The following is a 12,592-nucleotide window of genomic DNA, read 5'->3' on the forward strand; positions in this document are numbered from 1 at the left end:
GGGCGGGCAGTTCTTCGCCGTCGAGCAGGAATATAACGGCAGGCACAAATACAAGTCCGAAGCGTTCCGAAAGCCCCCACAACTCCTTGGGAATTATCCTACATACCCCCTCCTCCCACCCGGGCATATTTCCCCGCCTGCGCCCGCGGTCCTGATGCACAAAATGCCCCAGCTCCAGCCCGGCCACTACCCACAGAGCAAGGAACGCCGCATGTTTGCACCGGCCAACGCAGCCGCCTTCACTTTCGAGATTCACGGCATCGGCCACGACTTCCAGGTGCTAGCGTTCGACGGTCACGAAGGCCTGTCGCAGCTCTTCGCCATCAACCTGGTGTTGGTCAGCGAAAACCCCGACATTGACATTCAACCACTGCTCCAGCGCACGGCCAGTTTGGTGTTCGGGCCGGGCGAGGAACTCATTAACGGCATCATCGACAATATCCGCATCGGTGGAAGCGGCAATCGCCTGACCCGTTACAGCCTCACGCTGAAACCGCGGCTGCATCGCTTGCAACACCGCCGCAACAATCGCATTTTCCAGCAGCGCACCGTCCCTGAAATCATTACCCTGGTGTTGAAGGATCACTGGATTCTGGCCGACGCGTTCCGTTTCCATATCGAACCTGCGCCCGCCGAACGCCGCGATTACGTGGTGCAGTTCGATGAGTCGGACTATGACTTCATTACCCGCCTGTGCGCGGAGGAGTCCATCAGCTTCCACTTCCAGCACAGCCGCGACGAGCACCTGCTGGTGTTCTCCGACAACCAGGCATTTTTCCCTTTCCTGCCGGCCACGCCCTATCAGCAAGACAGCGGCATGGTGGCAGACCAGCCTGTGATACGCGACTTCTCGGTGGGCTTCGCCACGCGGCCAACATTGGTCAGCCAGCGCGATTACAACCTGCGCAACCCCAACCACCGCCTGCACACCCAAAGCGATCGTCCCCAAGGCGTTGACCTGGAGGTTTACCGTTACCCCGGGCTGTACACCGGCGAGGAGCACGGCAAGCGCCTCACCCGGCAAGCGCGTGAACGTCAGGGCGTAGAGGTTCAGGTTGCCGAAGGCCACGGCGACCAACCGAATCTGCGCAGCGGCCACTTGCTGCTGCTGGAAAGCCATCCGCGTATCAATTGCAACGCTCGCTGGTTGCTGCTGGAGGTTCACCACGCTGGAAAACAGCCCCAGGTGCTTGAGGAGTCAACACCCGAGGCGGATGCCGGCCGTGATGATTTCACCCAGGGTTACCGCAACCGCTTCCGCGCCATCCCAGAACTGACGCCCTACCGCCCGCCATTACCCGCACCCCGCTCCCCACTGGTGGCACAAACCGCCGTGGTCACCGGCCCCGAGGGCGAAGAGATATTCACCGACGACCTGGGCCGCGTGAAAGTGAAGTTCCAGTGGGACCGCGCCGCCCATAGCGGCGAGCACAGCAGTTGTTGGGTGCGGGTCGCCAGCAGTTGGGCCGGTGCCCAGTTTGGCGTCACCACCCTTCCACGCATTGGTATGGAAGTCATCGTCAGCTTCATGGACGGCCTGGCCGAGCGCCCGTTGATCACCGGCGCCGTGATCAACAGCCGCAACCTGGCGCCTTACCCGCTGCCCGCAAACAAAAGCAAGACCGTGCTGCGCAGTCACAGCACGCCGCACACCGGCGGTTACAACGAGTTGAGCCTGGAAGACCGCGCCGGGCAGGAAAAGGTGTACCTGCGCGCCCAGAAAGACCTGCAACAAGACGTACTCAACGACAGCCTCATCAACATCGGCAACGACCGCCGCGAACAGATAGCCAACGACAGTTTCACCCTGGTCAGCGGCGCGGAAAGCCGCACCACTGCGGGCAACCGCACCACGGTGCTGGAGGCCGACGACCTCACGTCCGTCAGCGGTAACAGCTACACCCAGGCAGCGAAGGTACTGGTGGTGGAAGCCGGCACGCACTTGCACATCAAATCCGGCGCCAAGCTGAGCGTCGAGGCCGGCGCCGAGTTCAGCGTGTTCGCGGGCGGCCACCACCTGGTGATCAATGGCGGCGGGATTTTCAGCAGCGTCCCCATCGTGCAGGGCGGCGCACCGTTGCCGGGCCTCGCCAGGCCCGGCTCCAGCGCCCTGGCCGCCATCCCCCTCACCCCCGCGCAACTGGCACTGATGACCCTCACCCGGCAAAGCGCCGCCGATTTCTGCCCGCTGTGCGAAGCCTGCCGCGACGGGCTGTGCAACCTCAAGGAAAGCGCATGATCAACAGTTGGCTGGACACTCAACAGCATTTGGGCCGCAGCGTTTACCTGATGCTCGACAGCGACGGCCAGCGTGACGCACGCAATGCGCTGATGGCCACGCTGGACTACCGCGACTACGTCGGCCTGTATGCGCAAACCGCAGCGGCGGCGCTGGTGGATCACGGTCCGTACCTGATGCCCCTCGACCCCCAGCACCCCACCGCGCACGCCTTGTTCAAGGCGGCGGATCAACACTGGGGGTGGCTGGCCAGCAGCGAGTTCACCATCACTGAATTGGTTGAACACTGGCGGCAACGGTTGATCGTAGGGCAGCGGCCGCAACAAGCGCTTTATCGCTTCCACGACAACCGGGTGCTGGCCAAGGCGTTGGCCGCCCTACCCAAGGGTGAATATCCCGTCTACCTGGGGCCGATGGCCAGCGTGTGCTATTGGACGACCGAAGGATGGGCCGCTGTCGACAATCCGGCACCGGGGCCTCACCCCCCGCCGGACGATCCTGCCTGGTTGAGCCTGCCGCCAGCGGAGTCGGTACAGGCCGCCGTGCTCCACGACAACGCCTACCAGTATCTGCTAGCCGAACAGGTGGACGCCTTTGCCACCTTGGCCGCGGTGTGCAACCCCGGTGACTGGTTGAAAGAGCAATTGGCATTGGCGCAGACCTGGGGCTGGACGGCGCCCGAGCGTATTGCACTGGTGCTGGAGGCGAGCCTGATCGCCAAGGACAATACCCCGCCCCGGCATTGGCAGCCAAAGGAATTTGAATCACAAGATGATCATTTCGATCGGGTGCAGTACGCCTGGCGCAATGTACGGAAGGAAGCTCAATCATGAGGAATCTTGCGCTACTGGCCGCGGTTGCTGTGTTGACGGGCTGCTCCGGCGCCCCTAAGTCTGAAACCTTCACCTTCACGGCGGATCTGCCGCCCAACTTTGCCTATACCGCGACCGTTAACTATGTGCCTGGGGCCGGCCAAACATGCACCGTGCCCCGGAAGGATAATTTGAAGCCTGTATTTAACCGCAAGTGGCGTGAGCGCTATCAACCTGACGCCGAGATCGAGATTCGCCGAGTTCGTAATGGCTGCGAGTTAGTCGTGCATAGCGTGGAGTTGGATATCAATGCCAGTTACGGCGATGACTCAGGCGATATTGGTGTTGCCAAAGCCACCGTCGCCATTCGAGAGACCCTGGACGACCTGCATAAATCTTCATTTGACGCCGAAGGTAAACGTAGTTTTTCGGGGCAATGCCAGTGGATGTTTCGTACAACAGGACCCTCGAGACGCATTGTGAAGATACTTGATTGCAAAAGTATAACCGCACATGGCGACCTGATCCGGAGCCGACCATTTGCAGCTATAGAACTCAATCAACTATCAGGAAAAACCATCTCCTTAAAAATAAATTTAGCCACAGAGGAAAAGCCTTATTACAAAGGGTGGTGGGTACAAACCGACTTGGGTTGGCGGCCTTGTACTGGTCGTTGGGGCACAACAAACGAAGAGCGCTGTATAGACCCACCACAATTTACTGATTTCAAAATGCCAAACGGACAAACATGCACCGTTTATCCAAATTGCCAAGAGCGTGGAGACACAAATGTCGATTAACACGTCCTCACCTAAATCCATATCTCCACCCAATGGAAAAATCCATAACTGCCCCTTACAAGGTTACATCACGCACTTTCAATTGATTGATGAGTTTGGTGACGGGACGTTCTATGCCGGGCTACATTGGGAGGCCACGGATTGCGAAGGGCAACACTATAACGGAAAGCTGGACCCCTACGGGATAGGCGAAGTAAATAACCACTTTTGCGGCCCAATCTTGTTATCGTTCAATGCTGTTTACTCCGGCAGCAATGAAATGTACACGCGGCTTTCTGATAGAGCGTTCTACCCCCTACCCATCACCGAACTCCAAGTCCGCGCCGAACAGACCGTCTATTGCAATCCTAACGGCAAACGCACCACCCTCAACCGAGCCCAGCACCCTGCCGAGCTATTCTGGCAAGTCGAAGTTCGTGACTTGGTCCGGCATGTCGCCCATCTCCCGCCTAAAGTCCCGGCATCGTTCCCCGCTCAAGCCGGGGCACGCGCACTTATTTGCAACGCGCCCTCTGTAGCACTATCAAATAAGTCACCTGACGCTCAGCCTTTGTGCGGCTTGGCCTTGATGCCCAACAAGAAGCATATTCTGGAGGTTCGGCCACTTCGGGCGTTACGCCCTCTTTTTTCGACAGGCAATGAATTCTGCGCGCTAAACCTCTACCAGCTGGCACTCATGTCCACGCTCAGCTACACCGCGTTCGGCCAATCGCCCAACGAGCACCCGGTGACGGCGCAACAGGTGACCTTCCCGCACCAACCCACCAGCGGCAACTGGTTTGGTGAAGCACTGGGAAAATTCGAAGAGCTTTGGCAAGTAGACGCTGACCAGCCGAAACAGCCAAACTATTACCCTCTGCTTGAAGACGTCCCCTACTCCAAACGATTGGAGATCGCGCCGTTCGACCCAGAACTGTATCGCGAGCTAAACAGCGCCACTTTAGGCCCGGATCAGGAAAATCCCGCTTCGCTGCATTTCTTCGACGATACGGACCAAGCCGATTCCACCAACACCCAGGCCTTCATTTCCCACAGCGATGAAGTGGTCCTGATTGCCGTGCGCGGCAGTGCCCAACTGGCAGACTTCATCCGAGATGCCGACGCAACACAGGTTCCGTTCAAAGGAGGTGGCAGAGTTCATGACGGATTTCATGGTGCTACCCAAGCTCTGGAAGCATTCGTGACCACGTACCTGGATAAATTCCATACCACTCAAAAACTGCTCATAACCGGCCACAGCCTCGGCGGCGCAATCGCCCTGCTGCTTTCCGAAGTCCTGCGACGTCGGCAAGGCTTTGACTACGATATTGTGCTTTACACCTACGGCGCCCCCCGCGCTGCAGACAGTACTTTCATCGACGGCGCCGCCGACTTGGTTCACTACCGCATGGTCAACCACGACGATCCAGTACCCAGCGTCCCGGCCCCCTGGATGAACACCTCCTCACCCACCTATGGCGCAGGCTCGATACTAACGTTCGTCAACGTCCCCACAGGCATGACGCTGTTCGCAGCAGGCCTGGTCAACGCCCGCGGCGACCCATATGGACATCATGGCCACCTGCGCCATTTCATGCCCGTGACCTTCGAAAACGGCCACCGTTCTTCAATCCTCTGGGCGCCCGGCTGCGAAACCATCACCCAGCACGCCTGCGCCAGGGCGCTGAAACAAACCGACGGCCTGCCGGAGCGGGCGCCACTTCTGGGCCAAATATTGCGCGGGGCCAACCACTCGATGGTGGGCGGCTACATTCCCAACTGCTGGGCCACTTTGCGGCGTTGGCAGGAAGCGCTCGAAGGTCAAAGGAGCCTGGTGACCGAGCGCGAATTCGAATGGGTGGACCGAGCCTTGACGAGCATCAACCGCCAACTTGACGAGAGCCCCAGCTGGTTGGGTCAGGCCATGCAGGCTCGGCGCGAAGAACTTCAGCAAACTCTGCGCAATGAACGACGCAAAGTAGAAACAACCCAGCAGCGCCTCGCCACGCTGCGCTTCAAAACAGTCACGCAAAGCGACGTGTATGGTTCAGTGGCAGCCACGCCGCAGGTTCTCGCCAATGCGCTGGCCCGCTGGAACGCCCATCCGGACAACACCAGCGAACACCCATTGGCCATGGCGCCTGCGCTGGTCATGAGCGATGAAGAGGCCATCGCCACGATCATCGGCGGCCATGTGATCGGCGCGCCGTACACGTTCGATATCGACTCGATCACTTGAACCTGCCGGAGTGAACCCTGATGTTGCAACGCCCGCTACCCGGCGCTGCCAAGCGTAGGCTGGCGGACTATGACGCTTGCTTGCCCACCAAGTTGCGAGCGGAAGCCGACAGCCTGATCCGCTACCTGCACGACTTGCTTGGCGTTGCGTACGGTTTGCCCTTGGTGCGACAGCGCTCGAATCGGCGAGATCGCTGGTCGACCTTTGCGCTTTACATGCTGGCGGGTTGGTCCAGCACTCAAGTTTCCGCGGCCATGACGACGGGGTTCAAGCTGTATTACTCGGGGGGCCCCGTAGTGGACGCCGTCATGGGTGAGCACTACCCATGACCTGCATGAGTGGTGGGTCACTCGCCATACGCGCAAAATCCTGCAACCTTCGGATCAGATCGCCGCCCAGCAGCGGGCGATGATCGAGTGGCTCGACTTTCTCAAAAGAGTGATGGACGGATATGGCATACCTGACCTGAAGAAAGGCTCGGGCATTGGCATGGGCGCCGCCACACGCTGGCGCCAGCAATTCCTGCTATTGATCGAATCACAGGGCCACACCGAACGACTCCAATGGATAACCTGGATGCGCAAGCGACGAAACATTGAAATCCAACAGTACGTGCGAGAAGGGGGCGTGGTTGAAAAAAGCGACGCGCTCCGTGTTCCGGCAAAGAGCGCGTACCGGCGGCAAAATCACAAAAAAGAAAACAACGGCTGGTCACTCGCGGTGCGGCAAAACGAATAGGCTGCGGTAACACTGTCGGTGGTCATCATGAGGTACGTCCTTGAGCAGTTGACAACAATTGGAAAACCAAAATCACAGAATGCTAATTTATTTATCAATAGCTAAATGCAATTTACTGATTGCTAATGCATTGTCAGTATCGATGGATGGATATCAAAACCCTTCGAATCGAAGCGCTGCGTCAAGTCATCGGCACCCGAAGCCAAAAAGACTTTGCCGACCTTCACGACCTCGACGCCTCTTATCTCTCCCAAATCCTCAATGGCCATCGCGTGCTCGGGGAGAAAGCGGCGCACAATCTGGAACAGAAAATTGGCCTGGTCATGGGCACGCTGGTGCATCCGCCAACCGCCTGGCAAGAAGTGCCTCCAACTGCGTCCAACGTGGATGGGTTATTGGAAAATGCCGATCCTCGGGCGTTGGAAATCATCAAGAAGCTGACGCTGGCCGTCGCACGCGGCAAGCTGAGCGCCGAGGATATGGCCATCCTGGCTGGGCTTGCCGATATCTTGCAGAAGCGTAAGTAAACCGCGCCGGATTTGGATGACCTGCACGTCAAGTGATCCTGACGCCTGAACCTGCGTAACCGCCGAGTCGTAGCCACTGCCGCCCTGCTCCACTGGCCCTCGCATGCACCTGAGATCTTCAGCAAGGCGCTGGCCCCGCGCAGCCTGCCGGCAGCGGCTGCGGGTCATTAAGTCGCCGAGTAGCAATTGAGATACATTAAGCTACATTACATGGACAAAAGAGCGACCCTGAACAGTCGGCTTGTTGTCACGGCGGGCAAGTCAAACGGCGTAGAAGCACAAAAAGGGGCAAAAAGCCCAGGCATCAGGGACGCGCACGCACATGGAGGTTCGCATGTCCCTGTACCGCACGGCGGGTGCCCTGCCGGCAAAGCACTGCAACGCCCTGTTCCTGGCCATCACCAGCGCCCTTCTGGCCGCTGGCAGCGAAACCGCTCAAGGCGCGTGTGGCCCGTTGGCCGCTGGCAACTACAGCGTCAGCCAAAGCTGCACGCCCACCGCTGGCAACGAAGCCAGCCTCACCACCCTGGCCGGTACCACCATCGGCACCACGGCCGGGGTGTCGGTACTGGCGCGGGCCACCAATGCCAATGCCGGCATCACCCTCAATGGCACCACGGTAACCTCAACCCCGCCCTCGGCCTTGAACGCGGTGCTGGCGCAGGTACTCGGCCTCGTCACACCTGGCACCGCCAGTGTGCAGGTGGGCAGCGGCAGCAACCTGGTTCAACTGATCGGTGCCGGCCAGGATGGCATCGGCGTAAGCAACGCCGGCTCGGGCCTGTCAACGGTGTCGGTGGCCAGTGGTGCGGTGCTCACTATCCGCAATAACATCACCGGCACTGAGCACGACGGTATCGACGTCAATGCCTCCGGCGGTGGCGACATCAGTTTCAACCATGCCGGCACGGGCACCATCACCACCTATGGCGGCAACGGTATCTGGCTGAAGGCCACGGGCAGCGGCAACGTCACCGCGAACGTGGGCGCGGGCAACACCCTGATCGTCGATAACAACGACCCGCTCTCTGCGGGTGATCCCAATCTGGATGACGAGAATGACCCCCAGGCCGGCACCGGTAACCACGCCGGGGTGCATACCCGTGCGATCAACGGCAACACCACGGTCACCAACGCCGCCACCCTCATGGGCATGGGCACCAATGCCTTCGGCATCTTCACCGAAGGCGGTACCGGCAGCACGCAACTGACCAACAGCGGCACCATCACCACCAATGGCCTCAACGGCTTCGGCATCCGCGCGGTGTCCACCACGGGCAGCGTCAACGTGGTCAACAGTGGCGCCATCACCACCACGGGCGGCGGTGGCCACGGTATCTACGTCAACGACAATGTCGGTTCCACCGGTTCGATCAGCATCGAGAACAATGGCGCTCTTGAGGTGGGCAACGCCGCCGACACCGTCGGCTCGCGGGCGCTTTATGTGATCAAGCGTGGCACTGGCGACGTTTCGGTCAGCGGCAGCGGCGACATTATTGTGCACGGTGGCCTGAATACCTTGCGCGCCTTCGGCATCCTGATTACCGCCGCCAGCAATGCACGTGTCGCCTACAGCGGCGATATCGTTGCCAGTGGCGCGGCTGCGGGGGGTATACGCGTGGACGCGGCCACGGGCAATGTGGTCATCGACTACAGCGGCGAGCGCATCGAAACCTTCAATGGCAACGCCAACGCCATCTACGCCACGGCGCCCCAGGGCAGCGTGGTAATCAACGCCAGCGGCACGCTCATTACTCACTCCAACACCGGCAGCGGCGAGGGCAGTGGCTTCGGCTCGTTTGGCCTGCAGGCCCTGACGGGCGGCGGCGATGTCAGCGTGACCTTCAGCGGCACCCGCATCGACGTGAATGGCGCGGGCGCGGCCATACTGGCCGGCAATGCCTTCGACGTCGGAACCGGCACGGGCGCCGTGGCGGTGAGCAACAGCGGTGAACTGATTGCACGAGGTAACAATCAACGGGGTATTCGAACGCAGTCGACCACCGGTACGCAAACCCTCGTCAACCAGGGTGCTATCACTACCCTGGGCGCCACCGCCAGCCAGGGCATCCTGGCCGAGGCCACGGGGGCCGCGGACATCAGCGTCGACAACAGCGGCAACATCACCACCCACGGCAGCCAATCCTCGGCCATCGACGCGCTGACCCAGGGCGGCACCGTGGTCGTCGACAACAGCGCGGTACTGTCCGGCGGCTGGGGCACCAGCACCGGCGTATCACTGGGTGGCACTACCCAGACACTCACCAACACCGGCACCATCAGTGCCCTCAGCGACATTGCCGTGCTGGGTGATGCCAGCGGCCCCGACGCTACCCTGGCCCTCACCAACAGTGGCGAGATCGAAGGCGCTATCAACGCGGCAACGTCCCAAGTCAGTATCAGCAACCTTGGGTTATGGACGCTGCGCAACTACGCCGACAGCGACGGCGATGGCGTCCGCGATACCTGGGGCGTGGCCCGCAGCAACCTGGGCACTGCCAGTGGCAACAGTATCGATAACCTGGGTACCCTGAGCCTGGCGGCGCAGCCGGCCACGGGCATCACCACCTTCGACACCAGCGGTGCCTTTGTGCCGCTGGGCCAGGCGGCCAACGCACCGGTATTGGGCGGTGCGGTGCAAGCGCAGTTGCTGGGGGTGCAAACCTTCACCAACAGCGGCGTGATCGACCTCACCGGTGGCAGCGATAAGGTGGGCAATGTGCTGCTGATCAGCAATGCCCAAGTGGCGGGCAGCGACGGCGGTGGCGTGTTTGTTTCCAACGGCGGCCGCCTGCTGCTCAATACTGAACTGAACGAAGGCGGCGCCAACAGCCGCTCGGACATGCTGGTGGTGGACTCGACGCAAACGGGCGCGGGTGGCGCCACGGGCCTTGTGGTCAACAACGTCGGCGGCCGTGGCGCCCTGACCCAGGGCAACGGCATTGCCGTGGTGACCCTGCTCGACAGTAGCGCCGCAGCGAGCAGCGCCGATGCCTTCAGCCTGGCGCGGCGGGTGGTGGCCGGGCCGTATGAATACCAGCTGTACCGGGGCGCCGAAAATGGCAGTGGCACCGGTACCTGGTACCTGCGCTCCGACGTGGAGCCCACCCCGCCAGACCCCACCCCGCCCTCGCCGCCCGAACCACCCGAGCCACCGCAACCGCCAACGCCGAACTACCGGCCCGAGGTCTCTCTATACGGTGCGTTGCCGGCCTTGGCGCTGGTGTATAACCGCACCTTGATCGACACGCTGCACGAGCGCGTGGGCGAGGAACGTGACAACAGTTGGGAGCCCTTGCCCAAGGAAGACCAGGCCACCGGCGGTCCCTCCATGGGCTGGGGCCGGGTGATCTACCGCAGCGGCACCCAGGACAGCCAGCGCAAGAATGCGTTGGGCGACACGCCACAGTACAACTACGACTTGACTGCCTTCCAGGTGGGCACCGACCTGTACCGCAAGGTGCGCACCGACGGCAGCCATGAGCAGGCCGGTGTGTCTCTGGCCATCGGCAGCATCGATGCCGGCGTCAGCCACTACACCGGTGCCAATGCCGGCAACGATACCCTGCGCGCTTACAGCCTGGGCGGCTACTGGACCCATTTCGGCCCGGCCGGCTGGTACCTGGACAGCGTGCTGCAGGTCAGTCGTTACGACATCGAGGCGCAGCCCGACCAGTTGGCAAAACTTGAGACCAAGGGCTGGGGCTACACCGGCTCGCTGGAGGCCGGCTACCCGCTCAAGATGGACAATGACCTGTGGCTCGAACCCCAGGCGCAGGTCATCTACAGCCATGTGGACCTGGACAGCAGCGACGACCTGGGCGCCAACGTGCGCTTTCGCGACGTGACCTCGTTGATCGGCCGCCTGGGCGTACGCCTGGCCAAGGACTGGGAGACCGAAGGCAGTGACCATACCCGCCAGCGCACCCAGGGCTGGCTGCGCCCCAGCGTGTGGCACGAATTCAAGGGCCAGCCGAAAACCGAGTTCTCGTCAGAGACAGGCTACATTCCCTTCGAGGCAAACCTGGACGGTACTTGGGGCGAAGTGAACCTGGGCGTTGACTATCAGGCCGACCAGCAAACCACCTTCACCGTATCGGCTGGTTATCGCGAAGCCTTTGACGGCAACAACCATGGCTATGATGCGATGGTGGGGGTCAAATATCGGTTCTAGCGCTACGTGTAACCGCTTCAGATACGGCCACGCATTTCCTCCACCAACACGCGCACCAGCTCTGCCGCCGGCAGCGCGCGGGCCAGCGGGGCGCCCTGCCCGGCCCACTGGGCAGCAAAGTCGTGGCAGCCCTTGGCGCTGGCGGCGGTGTGCAATGCCTTGGCCACGTCATAGGCCAACGGGTATTCGGCGGGCAGCGGCATCTGCGGTTGGCTGGCTTCCAGGTAGAGACGGTTGGCCAAGCCCCGGGCCGAACGGCCGGAAATGGCGCTGGTGAGGCGTGTGTCATAGGCCCTCGCGCTGTTCAGCGCGGTGCGGTGTTCGGCGCTCGCCGCTGACTCCGGGCAGAGGATGAACGCCGTGCCCATCTGCACGCCACTGGCCCCCAGTTGCCATGCGGCCTTGATACCGGCGCCGTCCATGATGCCGCCTGCGGCAATCACCGGCACCTGCACCCCCGAGGCTATCAGCCGTACGAGCGCGAACAGGCCGATCTGCGCATCTTGGCCCGGCCGGTCGTCAAATACCCCACGGTGACCACCCGCTTCCTGGCCCTGGGCGACGATGGCCTGCACCCCTGCCTGCTCTAGCAGTTGCGCTTCGGCCAGGGTGGTGGCGCAGCCCAGCGTGAAGATACCGGCCTGTTTGAAACGGCCAACCCAGTCAGTGGAAGGTACGCCGAAATGGAAGCTGACCACCGCCGGTTTTTCCTCCAGCAGCATGTCCAGCATCGCCGGGTCGTCCTGGAAGCTTTTGTAGATCTCGTTCAGGGCCGTGGGCGCGGTGGCGTCGAATTGGGCAAACAACGGCGCCACGTGACGGAGCCAAGCGTCATTGCGGGCGTGGTCGAACGTGGCGGGCTGGTGGCAGAACAGGTTGACGTTAAAGGGCTTGTCGGTAAGGGCGCGGGTTTGCCGGATCGCCGCGCGGCCTTGCTCCGGGGTGCTGGCGCCCAGGCCAATGGAGCCCAGCGCGCCGGCGTTGCTCACCGCAGCGGCCAGCGCCGGGGTGGACACGCCAACCATGGGCGCCTGGATGATCGGGTAGTCGACGCCCAGTTGCTGGCACAGTGAATCAGCCATGT

General features: G+C 61.5%; 8 protein-coding genes. 7 read left to right on the forward strand and 1 reads right to left on the reverse strand.

Annotated elements, in window-relative coordinates:
• Positions 1–163: 163 nt before the first annotated feature.
• The 7 genes from tssI to PMM47T1_RS08325 all read left to right on the forward strand — a co-directional run bounded on the left by tssI (position 164) and on the right by PMM47T1_RS08325 (position 11,508).
• Entirely contained in the window at positions 164–2,239 is a 2,076-nt protein-coding gene (gene tssI / locus PMM47T1_RS08295) for a type VI secretion system tip protein TssI/VgrG (protein ID WP_337999154.1), read from the forward strand.
• On the forward strand, positions 2,236–3,072 hold the full coding sequence (locus PMM47T1_RS08300) for a DUF4123 domain-containing protein (RefSeq protein ID WP_008367593.1): 837 nt from the start codon (positions 2,236–2,238) through the stop codon (positions 3,070–3,072). Before tssI ends, PMM47T1_RS08300 begins: the two co-directional genes overlap by 4 nt.
• A complete protein-coding gene (locus PMM47T1_RS28965) occupies positions 3,069–3,851 on the forward strand; it encodes a hypothetical protein (protein WP_008367594.1) in 783 nt (260 codons plus the stop codon). Before PMM47T1_RS08300 ends, PMM47T1_RS28965 begins: the two co-directional genes overlap by 4 nt.
• On the forward strand, positions 3,841–6,069 hold the full coding sequence (locus PMM47T1_RS08305) for a lipase family protein (protein WP_043300848.1): 2,229 nt from the start codon (positions 3,841–3,843) through the stop codon (positions 6,067–6,069). Before PMM47T1_RS28965 ends, PMM47T1_RS08305 begins: the two co-directional genes overlap by 11 nt.
• 312 nt (positions 6,070–6,381) lie before the next feature.
• On the forward strand, positions 6,382–6,807 hold the full coding sequence (locus PMM47T1_RS08315) for a hypothetical protein (RefSeq protein ID WP_008367597.1): 426 nt from the start codon (positions 6,382–6,384) through the stop codon (positions 6,805–6,807).
• Between the two features lie 146 nt (positions 6,808–6,953).
• On the forward strand, positions 6,954–7,334 hold the full coding sequence (locus tag PMM47T1_RS08320; RefSeq protein WP_008367598.1) for a hypothetical protein: 381 nt from the start codon (positions 6,954–6,956) through the stop codon (positions 7,332–7,334).
• 334 nt (positions 7,335–7,668) lie between these two features.
• Positions 7,669–11,508 carry an autotransporter outer membrane beta-barrel domain-containing protein gene (locus PMM47T1_RS08325; protein ID WP_008367599.1) on the forward strand — a complete coding sequence of 1,280 codons (3,840 nt, stop codon included), beginning with the start codon at positions 7,669–7,671 and terminating at the stop codon, positions 11,506–11,508.
• 17 nt (positions 11,509–11,525) lie between these two features.
• On the opposite strand, the gene PMM47T1_RS08330 is transcribed toward PMM47T1_RS08325, so the two are convergent.
• Positions 11,526–12,590 (reverse strand): NAD(P)H-dependent flavin oxidoreductase, encoded by a 1,065-nt coding sequence (locus PMM47T1_RS08330; protein ID WP_008367600.1) that lies wholly within the window; start codon positions 12,588–12,590, stop codon positions 11,526–11,528.
• Between the last annotated feature and the right edge of the window lie 2 nt (positions 12,591–12,592).

The sequence above is a fragment of the Pseudomonas sp. M47T1 genome (genome assembly GCF_000263855.1).
Lineage (GTDB): Bacteria > Pseudomonadota > Gammaproteobacteria > Pseudomonadales > Pseudomonadaceae > Aquipseudomonas.

Bases quoted from the DNA above. Each gene is read 5' to 3' on its own strand.
- tssI (WP_337999154.1), top strand. From the start codon at position 164: ATGCCCCAGCTCCAGCCCGGCCACTACCCACAGAGCAAGGAACGCCGC.
- PMM47T1_RS08300 (WP_008367593.1), top strand. From the start codon at position 2,236: ATGATCAACAGTTGGCTGGACACTCAACAGCATTTGGGCCGCAGCGTT.
- PMM47T1_RS28965 (WP_008367594.1), top strand. From the start codon at position 3,069: ATGAGGAATCTTGCGCTACTGGCCGCGGTTGCTGTGTTGACGGGCTGC.
- PMM47T1_RS08305 (WP_043300848.1), top strand. From the start codon at position 3,841: ATGTCGATTAACACGTCCTCACCTAAATCCATATCTCCACCCAATGGA.
- PMM47T1_RS08320 (WP_008367598.1), top strand. From the start codon at position 6,954: ATGGATATCAAAACCCTTCGAATCGAAGCGCTGCGTCAAGTCATCGGC.
- PMM47T1_RS08325 (WP_008367599.1), top strand. From the start codon at position 7,669: ATGTCCCTGTACCGCACGGCGGGTGCCCTGCCGGCAAAGCACTGCAAC.
- PMM47T1_RS08330 (WP_008367600.1), bottom strand. From the start codon at position 12,590: ATGGCTGATTCACTGTGCCAGCAACTGGGCGTCGACTACCCGATCATC.